Consider the following 21,413-nt stretch of genomic DNA (forward strand, 5'->3'; position numbering starts at 1 on the left):
TCGACGGCACGCCGACCTGACGGGCAAGCAGAATGTGCTCGCGGGTCTGCGGCATCGGGCCGTCTGCAGCCGAAACCACCAGGATCGCGCCGTCCATCTGCGCGGCGCCGGTGATCATGTTCTTCACATAGTCGGCGTGTCCGGGGCAGTCGACGTGGGCGTAGTGGCGGTTGGCTGTCTCGTATTCGACGTGAGCCGTCGAGATGGTGATGCCGCGGGCCTTCTCTTCGGGCGCCGCATCGATCTGGTCGTAGCGCTTGTATTCGCCAAAATACTTCGTGATCGCCGCCGTCAGCGACGTCTTGCCATGGTCAACGTGACCAATCGTGCCGATGTTCACATGAGGCTTAGTGCGCTCGAATTTACCTTTTGCCATGTGATGTCTCCAATCTGCTCGCCCGTACGGGCCTTGAATTAAGTTACTGCTGCAACCCGCTGGGGTTACGCGTATTTCTTCTGGACTTCCTGGGCGACCGCGGTCGGCACAGGCTCGTAGTGATCGAACTGCATCGTGTAGGCCGCACGGCCCTGGCTCATCGAGCGCAGGTTGTCGACGTACTTGAACATGTTGGCCAGCGGCACCATCGCGTTGATCACGACAGCCACGCCACGCGCTTCCTGGCCCTGGATCTGGCCACGACGGCCGTTCAGGTCGCCGATGACGCTGCCGACATAGTCTTCCGGCGTCACGACTTCGACCTTCATGATCGGCTCGAGCAGCTGCACGCCAAGCTTGGGCGCAGCTTCACGGAAGCAGGCGCGGCCGGCGATTTCGAAGGCGAGCACCGAGGAGTCGACATCGTGGTAAGCGCCGTCGATGAGCGTCGCCTTGACGCCGATCATCGGGAAGCCGGCGAACGGGCCCGACGTCATGACGCTGTTGATGCCCTTTTCGACACCCGGGATGTATTCCTTCGGAACCGCACCGCCGACGATCTTCGATTCGAACTCGAACTCCGAGCTCTCCGGATTCGGCTCGAACAGCAGCTTGACACGAGCGAACTGACCGGTGCCGCCGGTCTGCTTCTTGTGCGTGTAGTCCTGCTCGTGCTTGCGGGTGATCGTCTCGCGATAGGCCACCTGCGGCGCGCCGACATTGGCCTCGACCTTGAACTCGCGACGCATGCGGTCGACGATGATGTCGAGGTGAAGCTCACCCATGCCCGAGATGATGGTCTGGCCGCTTTCCTCGTCGGTCTTGACGCGGAAGGACGGATCCTCGGCGGCCAGGCGGTGAAGGGCGAGGCCCATCTTCTCCTGATCGTTCTTGGTCTTCGGCTCGATGGCGATCTGGATGACCGGATCGGGGAATTCCATGCGCTCGAGGATGACCGGGTGCAGCGGATCGCTGAGCGTATCGCCGGTGGTCGTGTCTTTCAGGCCAGCCAGGGCGACGATGTCGCCGGCAAAAGCCTCTTCGACGTCGGCGCGCGAATTCGCATGCATCTGCAGCATGCGGCCGATGCGCTCTTTCTTGCCCTTGACGGTGTTGTCGAGCGAGACGCCCTTGGTCAGCTTGCCCGAATAGATGCGAGCAAAGGTCAGCGAGCCGACGAACGGGTCGTTCATGATCTTGAAGGCCAGCATCGACAGCGGCTCGTTGTCGTCCGCATGACGCTCGATCTCGGCGTCGGTCTTGGCGTCGACACCCTTGATGGCAGGAACATCGGCCGGCGACGGCAGATATTCGACCACGGCGTCGAGCAGCGGCTGCACGCCCTTGTTCTTGAAAGCCGAGCCACAGAACATCGGGAAGAACTTGACCGCGATGGTACCCTTGCGGATCAGCGCGCGGATCTCGTCATTCGACGGCATCTTGCCTTCGAGGTAATTTTCAAGCGCCGTCTCGTCCATTTCGACGGCGGCTTCGATCATCTTCTCGCGGAATTCCTCGGCTCTAGCCTTGAGGTCGGCCGGGATCTCGACGACGTCCCAGGCAGCGCCCAGCGTCTCGTCGCGCCAGACCAGCGCGTTCATCTCGACGAGGTCGACGACACCCTTGAACTCGGTCTCGGCGCCGATCGGCAGCTGCATGACGACGGCATGCGCACCGAGGCGCGAACCGATCATCTCGACCGAGCGGTAGAAGTCGGCACCGATCTTGTCCATCTTGTTGCAGAAGATCATGCGCGGAACGCGATACTTGTCGGCCTGACGCCAGACAGTCTCGGTCTGCGGCTCGACACCGGCGTTGGCGTCGAGCAGCGCGATGGCGCCGTCGAGCACGCGCAGCGAACGCTCGACTTCGATGGTGAAGTCGACGTGTCCGGGGGTGTCGATGATGTTGAAGCGGTACATCTTGCCGTCACGGCCCTTCCAGAAGGTCGTGGTGGCGGCGGAGGTGATGGTGATGCCGCGTTCCTGCTCCTGCTCCATCCAGTCCATGGTGGCAGCGCCGTCGTGCACTTCGCCGATCTTGTGCGACTTGCCCGTGTAATAGAGGACGCGCTCGGTGGTCGTCGTCTTGCCGGCGTCGATATGCGCCATGATACCGAAATTGCGGTAGTCTTCGATTTTATATTCGCGGGCCATCGTGGATGCCTTCTCAGTCTCGTTCGCGCTTTACCAGCGGTAGTGCGCGAATGCGCGGTTGGCTTCTGCCATCTTATGGGTGTCTTCACGCTTCTTCACGGCCGTGCCGCGGTTGTTGGCCGCGTCCATCAGCTCGCCGGAGAGGCGGTCGACCATCGTGGTCTCGTTGCGGTTGCGCGCGGCTGCAATCAGCCAACGGATCGCCAGGGCCTGACGGCGCTCGGGGCGCACATCGACCGGAACCTGGTAGGTGGCGCCGCCGACGCGACGCGACCGGACTTCCACATGCGGCGCGACATTGTCGAGCGCCTGATGGAAGACGGTGACCGGCTCCTGCTTGGTCTTCGACTGAACCTGGTCGAGCGCGCCGTAGACGATGGTCTCGGCGACCGATTTCTTGCCGTCATACATGACGGCGTTCATGAACTTGGTAACGATCAGATCGCCGAACTTCGGATCCGGATTGATCTCACGCTTTTCTGCACTGTGACGACGGGACATGGCTTTTGTCTCTCAATCTCTCATAGCCCGGCGCTGTCAAAAAAAGCGCCGAAGCCGGAAAACCTTACTTCGGACGCTTCGCACCGTATTTCGAACGGCGCTGCTTGCGGTTCTTCACGCCCTGCGTGTCGAGCACGCCGCGGATGATGTGGTAGCGCACGCCCGGAAGATCCTTGACGCGACCGCCGCGGATCATGACCACGGAGTGTTCCTGAAGGTTGTGACCTTCGCCGGGGATGTAGCCGATCACTTCAAAGCCGTTGGTCAGGCGGATCTTGGCCACCTTGCGCAGTGCCGAGTTCGGCTTCTTCGGCGTCGTCGTGTAGACGCGCGTGCAGACGCCCCGCTTCTGCGGGTTCTGCTGCATGGCCGGGACCTTGTTGCGCTTCACCGGCGCAATGCGCGGCTTGCGGATCAGCTGGTTGACGGTAGGCATTAAACCCTCTTGTCTCTCAATTCCGTGTCTCGCCCGGTCAGGGCCGCTCAAAGCGTCAATTCCATACGCAAATTCGGGCCATAAACCGCGCCTCGCGGTCCTGCCCGAACAAAATGCAGAGGAAGCGGAAACCGCCTCATGCGCGCCGGAAATGTCTTTTCGCTCGTAAAACGAACCCTGTTTGAGGCAAACTCCAAAGCGTGTCGCTTCGGAAGGGAGAGCCTCACATCGGTTCTGACTGGGCGGCTTCTACTCGCAAGACCGTGAACCGTCAACCCCGGCACGCCAAATATTGCGCGCTGACGAAGGCTTGGCAGCCATGCGAAAAACGCATGTAATTTTCTTTCTTAAGTTTGCAAGGGGAAGGAAGAAAGTGACCGGCTTGTGGCTGTCCTGCACCGCCGCTTCGTGGCAAAAGGCGCCATGGACAGCCCCAAACCCCTTGCCCGCCCGAATCTCAAGAGGAATCAGCCCGTGAACGACAATGAGGAGCGCCCGGTAACCATCATCACCGGCCGCGTCTGGAAAAAGAAGGGCGGCAAGCCGGAAGGCGTCCATGTGATGCTGGTTGCCCCCGACGACGATTCGGCCGTGCGCCGTGCCCTCGAATCGCTCGCCGCCGAAGGCTATGCCGAGGCCGAACTCGATCAGATCGGCGACATGGAGGGCGAGCCCGACGATGAGCCGCATCTGTCGGCCTTCCAGGGCGCACTGGAAGGCGAAGTATCGATCGTGACGTTCGAGGTCCCGCTGTAAGCCTGAGAATCGGGTTCGGCTCGCACTTGTCACCGCGCCGGCTTGCCCGGCACCGGTTCTCTGCTAAGAACCAGGCAACTTAAGAACAGCCCAAATTCCAATCTGCGGAGTCCCCATGTCCTCCAACAATGGTCCCATCAAGCTCGGCATCGTCGGCGTGGGCAAGATCGTGCGCGACCAGCATCTGCCGGCGGTGGCCAAAGATGGGGATTACCGCCTGATTGCCGCCGCCAGCCGGCACGGCAAGGTCGATGATATCCCGAACTTCCCGACCATCGAGGCGATGCTCGACGCGGTGCCCGAACTCGAGGCCGTATCGCTGTGCATGCCACCGCAGTATCGCTACGACGCTGCGCGCACGGCACTGATCGCGAAAAAGCATGTCTTCCTCGAAAAGCCGCCGGGCGCCACCGTCAGCGAGGTCGAGGATCTGAAGCGGCTGGCGCAAGCCAATGGGGTTACGCTGTTCGCCAGCTGGCATTCGCGCTACGCGCCGGCGGTGGAGGCCGCGCGGGAATTTCTGAGCTCAGCCAAAATCAGCTCGGCGGCAATCGTCTGGAAGGAGGATGTCCGCCGCTGGCACCCGAACCAGGACTGGATCTGGGCGCCGGGCGGTTTCGGTGTTTTCGATCCCGGCATCAACGCGCTGTCGATCGTGACACACATCCTGCCGGCAATGTTCATCACCTCGGCGGTACTCGACTTTCCCGAAAACCGCGCCTCTCCGGTTGCCGCCCATGTCAATTTCCGCACCTCCGATGGGTTGCCGGTGACGATGGAACTCGACTGGCTGCAGACCGGCCCGCAGAGCTGGGACATCCTGGCAGACACCGACAAAGGCAAGATGGTGCTGTCCGGCGGCGGCACCAGGCTCGCCGTCGATGGCAAGGTGGTCCATGACGAGCCGGAGGCCGAATATCCCCAGCTCTACCGGCGCTTCGCCGAGATCGTGCGCGCCGGCGTCTCCGATGTCGACCTGGCGCCCCTCCAGCACGTCGCCGACGCCTTCATGCTCGGCAAGCGCAATGTGGTGGAAGCGTTCTTCGACTGAGCGGTGAGCTCGGCCGGACCCTAGCCCGGCCACTTCACTCGACGACAGCGATGGCAAATCCGTCATAGCCTTTGGCGCCGACGGTCTGGATGGCGGTGCCGTCCAGGCGCTTCTCGCCGCCGATGAAGGAGAACGCGGCGCGTGCGCCTTCAACATAGGCGTCACGGCCATCGTCGTTAAGCACCGTACCGTCACGGACGACGTTGTCGCAGATGATGACCGATCCCGGCCGTGACAGCCGCATCGCCCATGACAGATAGTTCGGGTTGTTCGGCTTGTCGGCGTCGATGAAGATCAGGTCGAACGGACCGGCATTCTCGCTGCCAAGCGTTGCGAGCGACTGCAGCGCCGGGCCGACGCGCAGGTCCACCTTGTCCGACACCCCTGCCCGCTCGAAATTCGAGCGCGCGACCTTTGCGTGGTGTGGATCGAGTTCAAGCGTCACGACCTTGCCGTCGGCCGGCAGCCCCCTTGCCATCCAGATGGTCGAGTAGCCGCCAAGCGTGCCGATCTCCAGCACCTTCCTGGCACTGCTGATGCGCACCAGAAGCGACAGCAGCTTGCCTTGGGCCGCCGACACGTCGATCGCCGGCAGGCCCTGTTTGCGATTGGTTGCGATCACCGCGTCAAGCACGGGATCCGCTTCGAAAAGGGAGGAGACAATGTAGTCGTCGACAGCCGTCCAGGTCTTGTTGCTCATGGTGCTTCCTCGTTCGTAAGGCCAAAACGCGAAAAGGGGCCACTTGGGCCCCTTTCCTTCCTCTCGTCCGACCGCACTTACTGCGCGGCGTTGACCATGTCGGTCAGCATCGGATCGGCGACTTCGACACCGGAGGCCTTGCGGCGCTCGTCGATGATCAGCTCGTCGCGCGAGGTGGCGATGCGCCGGATCTGGCTCATCGTGCCGCCGGTACCGGCCGGGATCAGCCGGCCGACAATAACGTTTTCCTTCAGGCCCTGCAGCATGTCGGTCTTGCCGGCAACCGCAGCTTCCGTCAGCACCCTGGTCGTCTCCTGGAAGGAGGCGGCCGAGATGAAGGACGGCGTCTGCAGCGACGCCTTGGTGATGCCGAGCAGCACCGGCTGGCCTTCGGCCGGCTTCTTGCCGTCCTCGATCAGGCGCTCGTTGACCTCTTCCAGTTCGATCACGTCCACGTGATCGCCCGGAATGTAGGTCGAGTCGCCCTGCGTGGTGATCTCGACCTTCTGCAGCATCTGGCGAACGATCACCTCGATGTGCTTGTCGTTGATCGACACGCCCTGCAGGCGGTAGACTTCCTGGATTTCGTTCACGAGGTAGGAAGCAAGTGCCTCCACGCCCTTGATCGCCAGGATGTCGTGCGGCGCCGGATTGCCGTCGAGGATGTAGTCGCCCTTCTCGATGACGTCGCCGTCCTGGAGATGGAACGGCTTGCCCTTCGGGATCAGGTATTCGACCGGCTCAAGCGTCGAGTCATGCGGCTCGATGATGATGCGGCGCTTGTTCTTGTAGTCGCGGCCGAAGCGGATCGTGCCATCGATCTCGGCGATGATGGCGTGATCCTTCGGACGGCGTGCCTCGAACAATTCGGCAACACGCGGCAGACCGCCGGTGATGTCCTTGGTCTTGGCGCTTTCCATCGGGATACGCGCCAGCACGTCACCGGGGCGAACCTGCGAACCCGGCTCGACCGAGAGAATGGCCTCGACCGAGAGCAGGAAGCGGGCGTCGCCGCCCTTCGACAGCTTGCCGACCTTGCCCTTGCCGTCCAGGATGGCGATTGCCGGCTTGAGGTCGTTGCCGCGCGGCGTCGAGCGCCAGTCGATGACCTCACGCTTGGTGATACCGGTCGACTCGTCGGCCGTTTCCTGAACGGAAATGCCGTCGACCAGATCCTCATACGCCACCTTGCCCTCGATTTCGGTGAGGACCGGGCGGGTATAGGGATCCCACTCGGCGATACGCTGGCCGCGCTTCACCTTGTCGCCATCGTCCACGAAGATGCGCGAACCATAGGTGACGCGGTGCGTGGCGCGTTCCTTGCCGGCCTCATCGAGGATCAGCACCGCCATGTTGCGGCCCATGACCATCTGCTGGCCGTCCGAGTTGCGCACCACGTTGCGGTTGCGGATCTCGACCTTGCCCTCATACGAGGCTTCAAGGAACGAACTATCCACCACCTGCGCCGTACCGCCCATGTGGAAGGTACGCATGGTGAGCTGGGTGCCCGGCTCGCCGATCGACTGCGCCGCGATGACGCCGACGGCTTCGCCCTGGTTGACCGGGGTGCCGCGGGCCAGATCGCGTCCGTAGCAGACCGCGCAGACGCCGACCCTGACTTCGCAGGTCAGTGCCGAACGGATGCGGACCGACTGGACGCCGGCCTTTTCGATCTGCTCAACGTCACGCTCGTCCATCAGTGTTCCGGCCTTGACCAGAACCTCGCCCGACACCGGATGGTTGATGTCGTCGAGCGCGGTACGGCCCAGCACGCGCTGGCCGACCGAAGCAACGACCTGACCGGCATCGACGATCGGCTGCATGGTGAGGCCCTTGTCGGTGCCGCAATCCACGGAGTTGACGATGCAGTCCTGCGCCACGTCGACCAGACGACGGGTGAGGTAACCCGAGTTCGCCGTCTTCAAGGCGGTGTCGGCCAGACCCTTGCGGGCGCCGTGGGTCGAGTTGAAGTACTCGAGCACGGTCAGGCCTTCCTTGAAGTTCGAGATGATCGGCGTCTCGATGATTTCACCCGACGGCTTGGCCATCAGGCCACGCATGCCGGCGAGCTGGCGCATCTGGGTGGGCGAACCGCGCGCACCCGAATGCGACATCATGTAGATCGAGTTCATCGGCTTCTGACGGCCATTGTCCTCGAACTCGACCGCCTTGATGCGGGCCATCATTTCGTCAGCGACCTTTTCCGAGCACTTGGCCCAGGCGTCGACGACCTTGTTGTACTTCTCGCCCTGCGTGATCAGACCGTCATTGTACTGCTGCTCGTATTCCTTGGCCAAAGCCTCGGTGTCGGAGACCAGCTTGATCTTGGCGTCCGGGATCAGCATGTCGTCCTTGCCGAACGAAATGCCGGCGCGGCAGGCATGGCCGAAGCCAAGCGCCATGATGCGGTCGCAGAAAATGACCGTCTCCTTCTGACCGCAATGGCGGTAGACGGTGTCGATCATCTTGGAGATGTTCTTCTTGGTCATCTCCTGGTTGGCGGTCTCGTAAGGCACGTTGACGTTCTTCGGCAGCAGTTCGCCGATGATCATGCGGCCAGGCGTGGTGTCGTAGATCTTCGACACGACCTTGCCTTCGGCGTCGACCGAACGGAAACGGCCCTTGATCTTGGCGTGCAGGGTGACAGCCTTGGTCTCGAGCGCATGCTGGAGCTCGCCCATGTCGGCAAACACCATGCCTTCGCCCGGCTCGTTCTGATTGACGATCGAGAGATAGTAGAGACCCAGAACCATGTCCTGCGACGGCACGATGATCGGCGCGCCGGAAGCCGGATGCAGGATGTTGTTGGTCGACATCATCAGCACGCGGGCTTCAAGCTGAGCCTCGAGCGACAGCGGCACGTGAACGGCCATCTGATCGCCGTCGAAGTCGGCGTTGAAGGCCGTGCAGACCAGCGGATGCAGCTGGATCGCCTTGCCTTCGATCAGGATCGGCTCGAACGCCTGGATGCCCAGGCGGTGCAGCGTCGGCGCGCGGTTCAACAGCACCGGATGCTCGCGGATGACCTCGTCGAGGATATCCCAGACTTCCGGACGCTCCTTCTCGACCAGCTTCTTGGCCTGCTTGACGGTCGAGGAGAAACCCTTGGCGTCGAGGCGGGCGTAGATGAAGGGCTTGAACAGTTCGAGCGCCATCTTCTTGGGCAGGCCGCACTGGTGCAGCTTGAGCTCCGGGCCGGTGACGATGACCGAACGGCCCGAATAGTCGACGCGCTTGCCGAGCAGGTTCTGGCGGAACCGGCCCTGCTTGCCCTTCAACATGTCGGACAGCGACTTCAGCGGACGCTTGTTGGCGCCGGTGATGACGCGGCCGCGGCGGCCGTTGTCGAACAGTGCGTCGACGGCTTCCTGCAGCATGCGCTTTTCATTGCGCACGATGATGCCGGGCGCGCGCAGCTCGATCAGCCGCTTCAGGCGGTTGTTGCGGTTGATGACGCGGCGATAGAGGTCGTTCAGGTCGGACGTCGCGAAACGGCCGCCGTCCAGCGGGACGAGCGGGCGCAGGTCCGGCGGGATCACCGGAACCACCTTCATGATCATCCATTCCGGACGGTTGCCGGATTCCATGAAGTTCTCGACCACCTTGAGCCGCTTCAGATACTTCTTCTGCTTCAGCTCGGACGTGGTCGAAGCCAGTTCAGAACGCAGGTCGCCGGCGATCTTCTCCAGGTCCATGCCGGCCAGAAGGTCATGAATGGCCTCGGCGCCGATCATCGCGGTGAAGGAATCCTCGCCATACTCGTCGACGGCGATCATGTACTCTTCCTCGCTGAGCAGCTGGTGCTCCTTCAGCGCGGTGAGGCCAGGCTCGGTGACGATGTAGTTCTCGAAGTAGAGGACGCGCTCGATATCCTTGAGCGTCATGTCGAGCAGCGTGCCGATGCGCGACGGCAGCGACTTCAGGAACCAGATGTGAGCGACCGGTGCTGCCAGCTCGATATGGCCCATGCGCTCGCGGCGAACGCGCGACAGCGTGACTTCGACGCCGCACTTCTCGCAGATGACGCCCTTGTACTTCATGCGCTTGTACTTGCCGCACAGGCATTCATAGTCCTTGATCGGGCCAAAAATGCGCGCGCAGAACAGACCGTCACGCTCCGGCTTGAAGGTGCGGTAGTTGATGGTCTCCGGCTTCTTGATCTCGCCGAACGACCAGGACAGAATCTTCTCAGGGCTGGCGAGCGATATCCGGATGGAATCGAACACCTGCGCCGGCGCCTGCGGATTGAAGAGATTCATGACCTCTTGGTTCATGCCGTTCTCCTTTTCGGGGTCCTCGAAAACCCCTTGCATCTAACGCGGGCCAAATGCCCGCTGAGTGGTCGGCCCACCGGCCGTAGAATTTGGTGCATCCGGCCGCGGGCTCCCGCGACCGGATGTCTTGCTTTTACTCGGCTGCGTCAGGCAGCCGGACAGGGTTGTCGTCAAGCTTGGTGTTCTCCAGCTCGACATTGAGGCCGAGAGACCGCATTTCCTTGACGAGCACGTTGAAGCTTTCCGGAATGCCGGCTTCGAACGTGTCGTCGCCGCGCACGATCGCCTCGTAGACCTTGGTGCGGCCGGCCACGTCGTCCGACTTCACCGTCAGCATTTCCTGCAGCGTGTAGGCGGCGCCGTAGGCTTCCAGCGCCCAGACCTCCATTTCGCCGAAGCGCTGGCCGCCGAACTGCGCCTTGCCGCCCAGCGGCTGCTGGGTAACGAGCGAGTACGGACCGATCGAACGCGCGTGGATCTTGTCGTCCACCAGGTGGTGAAGCTTGAGCATATAGATATAGCCCATCGTCACCTTGCGATCGAACGGCTCGCCGGTGCGTCCGTCATAGAGCTGCGACTGACCGCTGGTGTGCAGGCCCGCCTGCTCCAGCATGATGTTGATGTCGACCTCATGCGCGCCGTCGAACACCGGTGTCGCGATGGAGACGCCGCGGCGCATCTGTTCGCTGAGGCGAACGATGCTCTCGTCGTCATACTCGCGGACCGGCTCGTTGCGGTCGTTGGCAGGGATGAAGCTCTCGAGCGTCTTGCGCAGCGGCTTGATGTCTCCAGCCGTCTTGTACGCGTCGATCAGCTCGCCGATCTTCTTGCCCATGCCCGCACATGCCCAGCCCAGATGCGTTTCCAGGATCTGGCCGACATTCATACGGCTCGGCACACCCAGCGGGTTGAGCACGATATCGGCATGCGTGCCGTCCTCGAGGAAAGGCATGTCCTCGACCGGAACGATGCGCGACACGACACCCTTGTTGCCGTGACGGCCGGCCATCTTGTCGCCCGGCTGCATCTTGCGCTTCACGGCCACGAAGACCTTGACCATCTTCATGACGCCCGGAGGCATTTCGTCGCCGCGCTGCACCTTCTCGACCTTGTCCATGAAGCGCTGCTCGAGCGCCTTCTTGGAGTCGTCGTACTGGCCACGCAGGGCTTCCAGTTCGCTCTGGAGCTTTTCGTTCTCCACCGCAAACTGCCACCACTGCGAACGCGGATACTCGTCCAGCGTGTCCTTCGACAGCTTCGAGCCCTTCTTGAAGCCCTTCGGTCCCGCAATCGCTTCCTTGCCGACGAGGACGTCGGAAAGGCGCGAATAGACGTTGCGGTCGAGGATCGCCTGCTCGTCGTCGCGGTCCTTGGCGAGGCGTTCGATCTCCTCGCGTTCGATTGCCATGGCGCGCTCGTCCTTTTCGACGCCGTGACGGTTGAACACGCGCACTTCGACAACGGTGCCGAAAGTGCCCGGAGGCATGCGCATCGAGGTGTCGCGAACGTCGGACGCCTTTTCACCGAAGATGGCGCGCAGGAGCTTTTCTTCCGGCGTCATCGGGCTTTCGCCCTTCGGCGTGATCTTGCCGACCAGGATGTCGCCCGGCTGCACTTCCGCACCGATGTAGACGATGCCGGCCTCGTCGAGGTTCTTCAGCGCTTCTTCCGAAACGTTCGGAATGTCGCGCGTGATTTCCTCCGGTCCGAGCTTGGTGTCGCGGGCCATGACTTCGAACTCCTCGATGTGGATCGAGGTGAAGACGTCGTCGGCCACGATGCGCTCGGAGAGCAGGATCGAGTCCTCGTAGTTGTAGCCGTTCCACGGCATGAACGCGACCAGCACGTTGCGGCCGAGCGCCAGATCGCCGAGCTCGGTCGACGGACCGTCAGCGATGATGTCGCCCTTGTTGACGCGGTCGCCCATGCGCACCAGCGGACGCTGGTTGATGCAGGTGTTCTGGTTCGAACGCTGGAACTTCATCAGCCGGTAGATGTCGACGCCCGACTTGCCGGGATCGAGATCTTCCGTGGCGCGGATAACGATACGCGTCGCGTCCACCTGGTCGACGATGCCGCCGCGGCGGGCGCCGATGGCAGCGCCCGAGTCACGGGCAACGATCGGCTCCATGCCGGTGCCGACGAACGGCGCTTCGGCGCGCACCAGCGGCACGGCCTGACGCTGCATGTTGGAACCCATCAGCGCGCGGTTGGCGTCGTCGTTCTCGAGGAACGGGATCAGCGCCGCGGCCACAGACACCATCTGCTTCGGCGACACGTCCATCAGATCGACGTTTTCGCGCGGCGCCATCATCACTTCGCCGGCGCTGCGGCAAATGACGAATTCGTCGACGAAACCACCGTTCTTGTCGAGCTCGGCATTGGCCTGCGCAACGTGGTGCTTGGACTCTTCCATAGCGGAGAGATAGACGACCTCATTGGTCAGCTTGCCGTTGACGATCTTGCGGTACGGGCTCTCGATGAAACCGTACTTGTTGACGCGCGCGAAGGTCGCCAGCGAGTTGATCAGACCGATATTCGGGCCTTCCGGCGTCTCGATCGGGCAGATGCGGCCGTAATGCGTCGGGTGCACGTCGCGCACTTCGAAGCCGGCACGCTCGCGGGTCAGACCGCCCGGTCCAAGCGCTGACAGGCGGCGCTTGTGGGTGATCTCCGACAGCGGGTTGGTCTGGTCCATGAACTGCGACAGCTGCGAGGAACCGAAGAACTCGCGCACGGCGGCAGCCGCCGGCTTGGCGTTGATCAGGTCCTGCGGCATCACCGTGTCGATCTCGATCGAGGACATACGTTCCTTGATCGCGCGCTCCATGCGCAGCAGGCCGACGCGGTACTGGTTCTCCATCAGCTCGCCGACAGAACGCACGCGGCGGTTGCCGAGATTGTCGATGTCGTCGATCTCGCCCTTGCCGTCGCGCAGTTCGACCAGCGTCTTGACCACGGCCAGGATGTCGTCCTTGCGCAGCACGCGCACGGTGTCCTCGGCCTTGAGTTCAAGGCGCATGTTCATCTTGACGCGGCCGACGGCCGACAGATCGTAGCGCTCGCTGTCGAAGAACAGCGAGTTGAACATGGCTTCGGCGGTTTCCAGCGTCGGCGGCTCGCCCGGGCGCATGACACGATAGATATCGAACAGCGCGTCCTGGCGGCTCTCGTTCTTGTCGACGTTGAGCGTGTTGCGGATGTAGGCGCCGACATTGACGTGGTCGATGTCGAGAACCTTGATTTCCTGCTCGCCGGTGCCGAGCAGCACCTTCAGCGTCTTCTCGTCGATCTCGTCACCGGCTTCGAGGAAGATCTCGCCGGTGCCGTAATTGACGATGTCTTCGGCCAGGTAATTGCCGAGCAGATCCTCATCGGTCGCCTTGATCGCCTTCAGACCCTTTTCGCCAAGCGCCCTTGCCTGGCGGGCGGTGATCTTCTTGCCCTGCTCGACGACGATCTCGCCGGTGTCGGCATCGACCAGGTCGCCGACAGCCTTGAGGCCGCGGAAACGCTCGACGTTGAACGGAATGCGCCAGTGGTCGCCCGCGCGCTTGTAGGTGATCTTGTTGTAGAAGGTCGACAGGATCTCTTCGCCGTCCATGCCAAGCGCCATCAACAGCGACGTCACCGGAATCTTGCGGCGGCGGTCGATGCGGGCGTGCACGACGTCCTTGGAATCGAACTCGATGTCGAGCCACGAACCGCGATAGGGGATGACGCGCGCGGCAAACAAAAGCTTGCCCGACGAGTGCGACTTGCCCTTGTCATGGTCGAAGAAGACGCCCGGCGAACGGTGCATCTGCGAGACGATGACACGCTCGGTGCCATTGACGATGAAGGTGCCGTTCAAGGTCATGAGCGGCATGTCGCCCATGTAGACGTCCTGCTCCTTGATGTCCTTGATCGACTTGGCGCCGGTATCCTCGTCGATATCGAACACGATGAGGCGCAGCGTCACCTTCAGCGGCGCGGCATAGGTCAGGTCGCGCTGACGGCATTCGTCAACGTCGAATTTCGGTCCTTCGAACTCGTATTTCACGAACTCCAGCATCGAGGAGCCGGAAAAATCGGAGATCGGGAAGACCGACTTGAAAACAGCCTGCAGCCCTTCGTCCGGACGGCCGCCCTTGGGCTCGTCCACCATCAGGAACTGGTCATAGGATGCCTTTTGAACCTCGATCAGGTTCGGCATCTCCGCAACTTCCGGGATCTTTCCGAAGAACTTGCGTACGCGTCTGCGGCCATTGAAAGTCTGGGTCTGGGCCATCGTCGCTCCTTAGCTCTAAACTCGGGACGAGCCTCGCCGCGGCTCGCCTTGCATACTGAGCCGCCTGGGCAGCGGCCCTCTGTCTGTTTCTCCGGCAGGCTGCCGGCTAAAACGGGAGAAAACCCGTTTCCTGAAGGCCGGTTTCGGCCCTCAGGAAAGAGGTTCCCCGTACATCTCGCGCTACGCGTTCTCCCTTGACACCAGGGAGTGGCGGACGGCGCGAGGCCGCCCGCCGCTTTACGCTTACTTCAGGTCGACCTTGGCGCCGGCTGCTTCCAGCTGGGCCTTGAACTTCTCAGCGTCAGCCTTGGAAACGCCTTCCTTGACCGGCTTCGGAGCTGCTTCGACCAGATCCTTGGCTTCCTTGAGGCCCAGCCCGGTGATGGCGCGGACTTCCTTGATGACGTTGATCTTCTGAGCGCCTGCCTCGGTGAGGACGACGTCGAATTCCGTCTTTTCCTCGGCCGGAGCAGCAGCAGCGGCACCGCCGCCAGCAGCGGCAACCGCCACCGGAGCAGCAGCCGAAACGCCCCACTTTTCTTCAAGAAGCTTCGACAGCTCGGCCGCCTCGAGGACGGTCAGCTTCGAAAGGTCGTCTACGATCTTTGCCAGATCAGCCATTGTTGTATTCCTTCATCAGGTTCGAACGTGTGTTTGTGATAGCGAGGAACGGCCTCATGCCGCCTCGTCCTTCCGGGCGTAAGCGCCGATGACGCGCGCGACCGAAGCCGCTGGCGCATTGACGATCTGGGCGATCCGGGTTGCCGGCGTGGCGATCATGCCAACCAGCTTGGCGCGCAGCTCATCGAGCGACGGAAGTGTGGCGAGTGCCTTCACACCGTCGGCGTTGAGCGAGGTGGTGCCCATTGCGCCGCCGAGAATGACCAACTTGTCATTTCCCTTGGCGAAATCGGACGCGACCTTCGGCGCCGCAATCGGATCCTCCGAATAAGCGATCAGCGTCTGTCCCTTGAACAGGTCGATGATCGATGCGGAGTCCGTGCCCTGAAGAGCGATTTTGGCGAGACGGTTCTTCGCGACTTTGACGGTGCCACCGGCAGCGCGCATTTTCGACCGAAGGTCGTTCATTTGCGCGACGGTGATACCGGCGTAGTGGGCCACGACGACTGAACCAGCGCCTGCAAAAGCACCATTCAGGCCCGTGACGAGTTCGCGTTTTTCCGCTCTGTCCACTGCCTATCTCCAGTTGACCCCTGCCCCATCAATAGGAACATTCCCATTTAGAGGACAGGCGTCGGGTTGCCTTTTTGCCGGCCGGGCCATCCAGTAACGGATCTCCCGAACGACGCTCGAGGATCCTGCCCCCTTTCGCCACATCGACGGCAAGCCGGCGATGCGCAGACAAAAGGCAAACACGGTTCGAACCTTTCATTGGAGCAGTCGCTCCGTTGTCAGGTTTTCACCCGTCTCATGCAGGCCCAATTCAATTAAGGCTTCTGGGCCGCCTGCAATCTCGGACAGGATGTCCGGAAACCTCTCGGCTTCCGGTACCGGGCCGCCGACAAGTCGGAGGCCCGGAATTCACTTGCGGATCAGCGCTTTAGCGGCCGATCCAGATGTTTCGTATCAGGACGCTGCGAGCGTCGAGACGTCGAGCTTGAGGCCCGGACCCATCGTCGAGGTGACCGACACCTTCTTGACGTAGTTGCCCTTGGCGCCAGCCGGCTTTGCCTTGGTCACCGCATCGGCGAAGGCGCGGATGTTTTCTTCCAGCGCCTTGACGTCGAACGAGACCTTGCCGACGCCGGCCTGGACGATGCCGGCCTTCTCGACGCGGAACTCGACAGCGCCGCCCTTCGATGCCTTGACGGCGGCTGCGACGTCGGTGGTGACGGTGCCGACCTTCGGGTTCGGCATCATGCCGCGCGGGCCGAGCACCTTGCCCAGACGGCCGACCAGCGGCATCATGTCCGGTGTGGCGATGCAGCGATCGAAGTCGATCGTGCCCTTCTGGACGATCTCGACCAGATCCTCGGCACCGACGATGTCGGCGCCAGCGGCCTTGGCTTCCTCAGCCTTGTCGCCACGTGCGAACACGGCGACACGGACCGAGCGGCCGGTGCCGTTCGGCAGGTTGACCACGCCGCGCACCATCTGGTCCGCGTGACGCGGGTCGACGCCGAGGTTCATCGCGACTTCGATGGTCTCGTCGAACTTCACCGTCGAACGATCCTTGAGCAGCTTCAGCGCTTCACCCAGGGCATAAGCCTTGTTGGGGTCGATGCCTTCGCGGGTCTTCGATACACGCTTTGCAAGTTTTGCCATGATCTCAGCCCACCACTTCCAGACCCATCGAACGGGCGGAGCCCTCGACCATGCGCATGGCCGCTTCGACGTCGTTTGCGTTCAGATCCTTCATCTTCTGCTCGGCGATGGCGCGCACCTTGTCGCGGCCGATCGTGCCGACCTTGACCTTGCCCGGCTCCTTGGAGCCCGACTTCAGGTTCGCAGCCTTCTTCAGGAAGTAGCTCACCGGCGGCGTCTTCATGACGAAGGTGAACGACTTGTCCTGGTAGTAGGTGATGACGACCGGAATCGGCGATCCCTTTTCCATTTCCTGGGTCTGCGCGTTGAACGCCTTGCAGAACTCCATGATGTTGATGCCGCGCTGACCAAGCGCCGGGCCGATCGGGGGCGACGGCGTAGCCGAGCCCGCGGCAACCTGGAGCTTGAGCTGGCCTGCAATTTTCTTAGCCATCTCTTTCCTGCCTTTGTCTCATGCCGGCCCCACTATCTGGGAATGCCGGCGGTTGCAGTCTGGTGGTGCGGTTCGCGCGGCCGGCTAAAGCCACATTCGCCTCCCACCCGTTCATGGCCGCGCGTTTTCGCGCCGCCTCCCCTGCCGGCGAACCGGCATGGGGGTTTTCGGATCAGCCCTTTTCGACCTGTCCGAATTCCAGATCGACGGGCACGGCGCGCCCGAAGATCGAAACTTCCACCTTGAGCCGCGCCCGCTCCTCGTCCACTTCCTGGACGAAACCGTTGAACGACGCGAACGGACCGTCCGAAACGCGGATCGCCTCGCCGATCTCGAAGGTGACCGAGGGCTTGGGCCGCTCGACGCCTTCCTGGACCTGGTTCAGAATCCGCTGCGCCTCGGCTTCCGTGATCGGCACCGGCTTGGAGTCACCGAGGAAACCGGTAACCTTCGGCGTATTCTTGACCAGCGAAAACACCGCGTCGGTCAGGTTGGCCTTCAGCAGCACATAGCCCGGAAAGAACTTGCGCTCGGCATCGACCTTGCGGCCGCGGCGGATCTCGACGACCTTCTCGGTCGGCACCACGATCTGCTCGATATCGGCGGACAGGCCCTTCTGCTTGGCCTTGTTCTCAATGTCCTCGGCGACCTTTTTTTCAAAGTTCGAATAGGCGTGGACGATGTACCACCGCGCGGTCATTTCAAGACTTCTCCGTAATCGCCGGACTTAATGGCCGAGGCTCAATAACCGCTCGATCGCGTAGCCCATGGCCACGTCGGCGGTGAAGAAAAAGATCATCGCGATGACCGCAAATACGAGCACCATCACCGTCGAGATCATCGTCTCCCGGCGCGACGGCCAAGTCACCTTGGCGGTCTCCGCGCGGACCTGCTGGAGAAAGACGAAAGGATTTGTGGTTTTCGAAGCCATATGCCGCTCTGTCTTCAAGACCCGTTGGCCGGGTCTCCTGGATGATCCCGCTGGCCGGGACGTGCCGCCTGGGTTTCAAGTCGGCGCCGATTCAGCGCAACCATTTCGCCCATGCAAATCGGACGCGTAAAGCCGGCTTCCCAGCTCCACGCGTCGCGTGTCTGTTGTGTCTACATAAAACCGATTCTTGATCCACGCAAGTGGCAAGTGTCCGCTTTATGACCAAACGCCGCCTCGGAACCATCCAGTCGTCCCGTCCCGGCTATGGGGGTCTTATGCCTCAGTTTCCCTGATATGGCAAGCCACCTGCCATTTTTCAATGCGGGGCACGGGGTCGAGTTCGTTCGTGAATCGTCATTTGAGAAAATGGCACGGGCAGCAGGGCTCGAACCTACGACCTGCGGTTTTGGAGACCGCCGCTCTACCAACTGAGCTATGCCCGTACGCGCGTTTCGGCGCAGGCGCTTCCTAAAAGCTTCCGGGCGCGCTGTAAAGAGTGGTCTGACGCGCTTTCATATCCTTCGCCGGAAATCCGGCCAGGTAGCCGCCAGGTCTTCCCTGTCGATCGCGTTTTTTTCGTCTGAGGCCGCTTGCCGACGCTCACCCCCCGGCCGGCGGCTTGTACGGCCCGCCCGGCACACCCCAGCCCCAGGCCGGCATCGGTTCGGTCTCCGGGTCGCAGGTCTCGCCGAGAGTGGAGTTCATCTTGGCCAGCCGCGATCCCCACTCGACATAGCCCATGAAGGCGGAGCGGAATTCGGGATCGTCCGGCAGCCCGACCGCATCGGCGGCATCGGCAAGCAGGCTGATCCAACGCCGGCGCTGTTCTTCTGTGAGATGCTTGCCCAGATGATGCATGACCATCTCGCGATGGCCGCCATGCTTTTCGCTATAGGTTTTGGGGCCGCCGAAGACCTCTCCGATGAAAGCCGCGACATGAGCCGGATGATCAGGCGACATGTGCTTGAACACCGGGCCGACGACCCGGTCGCGCGCCACGCTGTCATAGAAAGTCTGCGTCAACCGGTTGAGTGCCTCGATGCCGCCGGCCCATTCGTAGAGTGTCGGGATATCCTGGCTCATTTTCGATCCTCCGCCAGCCCCGGCGCCTGGCGACGATAGCGGAAAAATCGAGCCTCACTCAACCTGCCCCGATGGCGAGTTCGTGAAGCCGCCACCCTCTACAATTTGGCGGGCGCTTCGGCCTGCGCGTTGGACGACGCCACCACACGGCAATTCTCAGGTTTCGGCGCCGACTTGCAGATGCTGGACCCCGTCAGCGCATCCACCGACTGGCGCCCGGTCGTAAGCCCGACCTTCAGCATCATGTCAGGTTCGAGCTGACGCTCGACCGAACTGCCCTGAAGCGCCGTGAACAGAGCCGGACTTATGGCCATCTCGTCGAGATAAGCTTTGACCGTCTGTTTCTGCCCCATCAGATAAAGGCTGAGTCGCGCCTGGGAGCCGACAAGCCGTCTGGCGCCACCGGCCAGCATGAGCGCGCACGCCGAATCGCAGTCGCCTTCCCCGTCGACGCTCAGTCCGGCATAGGCGCCGTCCCTGGCCAGGCAACTCCACTCTGCCGGGTCGCAGCCGACGAAATCGGTGCGGGCAACGGCAACGTCGAGCTTGTTTTCATGGATGATCCGTCCCGCCGCCAGGGCGCCGGAGAGGTCACCGCCGCGCGAGCTGATCACCACCGGCAGCCGTCGGTTGCCAAGTGTGGCGAGCAATTGGCTGAGCTTCTGCGGCGTCTGAGGCGTAATCGCGCCTTGCGCCGCAATCCACTCCGGACAGTCGGGATTGCAGAGCGGATTGCTGCCGCGAACCACGACAAAGCGCATGCCGTCATCGAGCTGTGCGTTCTGGGGCTTCACCGGCGGCGCTACCTTTGCCACGGCCGGTTGGCCGCCGGCTGGCTTGTTGGCCGGTATTTCCCGGCAATTCGAGGCCAATGGCTCCAGCGTGCACAGGCTCGCATTGGTGAGCAAACTCACAGAGTCTTCGCTGGTGACCAGCTTCATTGTCAGCATGTCGCTAAGGTCGATCTGCTGGATGTCGCTGGCCGGCGTGCTCTTCATCGTTTCGACCACACTGAGGTCGACACCCATCTCCTTGAAATAGGTGGCCAGCTTGCGCTCGACCTTCTTGCTCATTTCGTAGGTCTTGTAGCTGCCGGCATTCTTGCGGCTGACGACCTTCTTGCTGATGACCCGCTTCTTGCCTTTCACGACGCGATAGCGGACTTCATATTGCACGTTCATTTGCACGACCGTGGTCGTGATCTGGTGGACGCCGAGATAGGCCAGCGGCCCGACCAGGCGCCTGGTGCCGCCGGCCAGCATCATCGGGCAAGCGGACGCGCAATAGCTGCCGAGCACATAGGGGTTGCCGATATAGTGCGAGCCCTTTGCGTCGTTCTCCTTGCAGTTCTTCACCCCGGGCTCGCAGCCGACAAACCAGGTCCGGCCGACCGCGATGTCGAGCTTGTTCTTGCGGATCATGCGGCCCATGGCGATGGCCGCATCGACATCGCCGCCGGGTGAGTTGACGACGATTGGCAATTTGCGGCGGCCGAGCGTTTTCAGGGCGGCCTTGAGCAGCGCCGGCGACTTTGCCGATATCGCACCCTCGGCCGATATCCATTCCGGGCAGGTCGGCTCGCAGCCCGGCGCATTGCTGCGCACGACGACGAACCGCATCGGTGAATCCGGGTCCGGCTCGGAATTTTCTGTCTGGCCCGCGAAGGCGGCATTGCCCATGGCAACCAGCGACACCAGGCAGATCAGCCCCAGTGCCCGGCACGCCCAACCCTGAAAACGGTGCCGTGGAACCATCCGACCAAGCCCCTCAATAGCAACCTATACTAGTATAGGCCCAGAGACTTGCAACAGAGATTGGGACACCAAAACAGGCACATCTGGGCATCAGTCAACGAAAAAGGGCGGCCTTGAGGCCGCCCTTTCCTTGTCGATCCGGCGGATGCCGGACTCGATTATTCTTTGATGGTGACGACGATGCCGGCACCGACGGTGCGGCCGCCTTCACGGATGGCGAAGCGCAGCTTCTCTTCCATGGCGATCGGCACGATCAGCTCGACATCGACCGTGATGTTGTCGCCGGGCATCACCATTTCCGTGCCTTCCGGCAGCGACACGATGCCGGTCACGTCGGTCGTGCGGAAATAGAACTGCGGACGGTAGTTGGTGAAGAACGGCGTGTGACGGCCACCTTCGTCCTTGG

The 21,413-nt window shown here is 62.2% G+C and carries 18 protein-coding genes and 1 tRNA gene; 2 read left to right on the forward strand and 17 right to left on the reverse strand.

Features of this window, described 5'->3' with window-relative positions; all coding sequences use genetic code 11:
- The 4 genes from AC1D1L_RS32330 to rpsL form a co-directional block, all read right to left on the reverse strand.
- Positions 1-376, reverse strand: a 376-nt coding sequence (locus AC1D1L_RS32330; RefSeq protein WP_140767440.1) for a GTP-binding protein, incomplete at its 3' end; no start/stop codon positions are given.
- Between the two features lie 65 nt (positions 377-441).
- Complete coding sequence (gene fusA, locus AC1D1L_RS32335) at positions 442-2,532, reverse strand: elongation factor G (protein ID WP_112566712.1); 2,091 nt, start codon at positions 2,530-2,532, stop codon at positions 442-444.
- Between the two features lie 30 nt (positions 2,533-2,562).
- A complete protein-coding gene (gene rpsG / locus AC1D1L_RS32340; RefSeq protein WP_008875664.1) occupies positions 2,563-3,033 on the reverse strand; it encodes a 30S ribosomal protein S7 in 471 nt (156 codons plus the stop codon).
- A gap of 64 nt (positions 3,034-3,097) precedes the next feature.
- Entirely contained in the window at positions 3,098-3,469 is a 372-nt protein-coding gene (gene rpsL, locus AC1D1L_RS32345) for a 30S ribosomal protein S12 (protein WP_006333356.1), read from the reverse strand.
- Between the two features lie 474 nt (positions 3,470-3,943).
- Here rpsL and AC1D1L_RS32350 point away from each other — a divergent pair, with 474 nt between their 5' ends.
- Positions 3,944-4,225, forward strand: coding sequence for a transcriptional regulator (locus AC1D1L_RS32350; protein ID WP_112566715.1), 282 nt, complete (start codon positions 3,944-3,946; stop codon positions 4,223-4,225).
- 115 nt (positions 4,226-4,340) lie between these two features.
- Positions 4,341-5,276 (forward strand): Gfo/Idh/MocA family protein, encoded by a 936-nt coding sequence (locus tag AC1D1L_RS32355; protein WP_477345557.1) that lies wholly within the window; start codon positions 4,341-4,343, stop codon positions 5,274-5,276.
- Positions 5,277-5,310: 34 nt separating this feature from the next.
- Here the strand turns inward: AC1D1L_RS32355 and AC1D1L_RS32360 are convergent, their stop codons facing one another.
- The 13 genes from AC1D1L_RS32360 to AC1D1L_RS32420 all read right to left on the reverse strand — a co-directional run.
- Entirely contained in the window at positions 5,311-5,976 is a 666-nt protein-coding gene (locus tag AC1D1L_RS32360; RefSeq protein WP_477345558.1) for an O-methyltransferase, read from the reverse strand.
- 77 nt (positions 5,977-6,053) lie between these two features.
- Complete coding sequence (gene rpoC, locus AC1D1L_RS32365; RefSeq protein ID WP_112566740.1) at positions 6,054-10,250, reverse strand: DNA-directed RNA polymerase subunit beta'; 4,197 nt, start codon at positions 10,248-10,250, stop codon at positions 6,054-6,056.
- A 133-nt stretch (positions 10,251-10,383) separates the two neighbouring features.
- Positions 10,384-14,520 (reverse strand): DNA-directed RNA polymerase subunit beta, encoded by a 4,137-nt coding sequence (rpoB, locus tag AC1D1L_RS32370; protein WP_112566723.1) that lies wholly within the window; start codon positions 14,518-14,520, stop codon positions 10,384-10,386.
- 243 nt (positions 14,521-14,763) lie between these two features.
- On the reverse strand, positions 14,764-15,141 hold the full coding sequence (rplL, locus tag AC1D1L_RS32375; RefSeq protein ID WP_091586446.1) for a 50S ribosomal protein L7/L12: 378 nt from the start codon (positions 15,139-15,141) through the stop codon (positions 14,764-14,766).
- Between the two features lie 54 nt (positions 15,142-15,195).
- Positions 15,196-15,714: a 50S ribosomal protein L10 gene (gene rplJ / locus AC1D1L_RS32380; RefSeq protein ID WP_112566726.1), complete on the reverse strand. Its 519-nt coding sequence runs from the start codon at positions 15,712-15,714 to the stop codon at positions 15,196-15,198.
- Positions 15,715-16,107: 393 nt separating this feature from the next.
- Entirely contained in the window at positions 16,108-16,806 is a 699-nt protein-coding gene (rplA, locus tag AC1D1L_RS32385) for a 50S ribosomal protein L1 (RefSeq protein ID WP_112566728.1), read from the reverse strand.
- Between the two features lie 4 nt (positions 16,807-16,810).
- Positions 16,811-17,239, reverse strand: a complete 429-nt coding sequence (gene rplK / locus AC1D1L_RS32390) for a 50S ribosomal protein L11 (protein WP_112566731.1) — start codon at positions 17,237-17,239, stop codon at positions 16,811-16,813.
- Between the two features lie 172 nt (positions 17,240-17,411).
- Positions 17,412-17,939 (reverse strand): transcription termination/antitermination protein NusG, encoded by a 528-nt coding sequence (gene nusG, locus AC1D1L_RS32395; protein ID WP_006333333.1) that lies wholly within the window; start codon positions 17,937-17,939, stop codon positions 17,412-17,414.
- 27 nt (positions 17,940-17,966) lie between these two features.
- On the reverse strand, positions 17,967-18,170 hold the full coding sequence (gene secE, locus AC1D1L_RS32400; protein WP_023667439.1) for a preprotein translocase subunit SecE: 204 nt from the start codon (positions 18,168-18,170) through the stop codon (positions 17,967-17,969).
- Positions 18,171-18,537: 367 nt separating this feature from the next.
- Positions 18,538-18,613 (reverse strand) — tRNA-Trp (locus tag AC1D1L_RS32405).
- A gap of 157 nt (positions 18,614-18,770) precedes the next feature.
- A complete protein-coding gene (locus AC1D1L_RS32410; protein ID WP_112566734.1) occupies positions 18,771-19,253 on the reverse strand; it encodes a group II truncated hemoglobin in 483 nt (160 codons plus the stop codon).
- A gap of 98 nt (positions 19,254-19,351) precedes the next feature.
- Entirely contained in the window at positions 19,352-21,007 is a 1,656-nt protein-coding gene (locus tag AC1D1L_RS32415; RefSeq protein WP_477345559.1) for a COG3904 family protein, read from the reverse strand.
- A 158-nt stretch (positions 21,008-21,165) separates the two neighbouring features.
- A partial coding sequence (locus AC1D1L_RS32420; RefSeq protein WP_461435615.1) for an EF-Tu C-terminal domain-related protein occupies positions 21,166-21,413 on the reverse strand: 248 nt, incomplete at its 5' end.

This window comes from Mesorhizobium sp. P2_D6 (genome assembly GCF_056404315.1).

Excerpts from the sequence above, each read along its gene's own strand:
- fusA (WP_112566712.1), bottom strand. The coding sequence starts at position 2,532 with ATGGCCCGCGAATATAAAATCGAAGACTACCGCAATTTCGGTATCATG.
- rpsG (WP_008875664.1), bottom strand. The coding sequence starts at position 3,033 with ATGTCCCGTCGTCACAGTGCAGAAAAGCGTGAGATCAATCCGGATCCG.
- rpsL (WP_006333356.1), bottom strand. The coding sequence starts at position 3,469 with ATGCCTACCGTCAACCAGCTGATCCGCAAGCCGCGCATTGCGCCGGTG.
- AC1D1L_RS32355 (WP_477345557.1), top strand. The coding sequence starts at position 4,341 with ATGTCCTCCAACAATGGTCCCATCAAGCTCGGCATCGTCGGCGTGGGC.
- AC1D1L_RS32360 (WP_477345558.1), bottom strand. The coding sequence starts at position 5,976 with ATGAGCAACAAGACCTGGACGGCTGTCGACGACTACATTGTCTCCTCC.
- rpoC (WP_112566740.1), bottom strand. The coding sequence starts at position 10,250 with ATGAACCAAGAGGTCATGAATCTCTTCAATCCGCAGGCGCCGGCGCAG.
- rpoB (WP_112566723.1), bottom strand. The coding sequence starts at position 14,520 with ATGGCCCAGACCCAGACTTTCAATGGCCGCAGACGCGTACGCAAGTTC.
- rplL (WP_091586446.1), bottom strand. The coding sequence starts at position 15,141 with ATGGCTGATCTGGCAAAGATCGTAGACGACCTTTCGAAGCTGACCGTC.
- rplA (WP_112566728.1), bottom strand. The coding sequence starts at position 16,806 with ATGGCAAAACTTGCAAAGCGTGTATCGAAGACCCGCGAAGGCATCGAC.
- rplK (WP_112566731.1), bottom strand. The coding sequence starts at position 17,239 with ATGGCTAAGAAAATTGCAGGCCAGCTCAAGCTCCAGGTTGCCGCGGGC.
- nusG (WP_006333333.1), bottom strand. The coding sequence starts at position 17,939 with ATGACCGCGCGGTGGTACATCGTCCACGCCTATTCGAACTTTGAAAAA.
- secE (WP_023667439.1), bottom strand. The coding sequence starts at position 18,170 with ATGGCTTCGAAAACCACAAATCCTTTCGTCTTTCTCCAGCAGGTCCGC.
- AC1D1L_RS32410 (WP_112566734.1), bottom strand. The coding sequence starts at position 19,253 with ATGAGCCAGGATATCCCGACACTCTACGAATGGGCCGGCGGCATCGAG.
- AC1D1L_RS32415 (WP_477345559.1), bottom strand. The coding sequence starts at position 21,007 with ATGGTTCCACGGCACCGTTTTCAGGGTTGGGCGTGCCGGGCACTGGGG.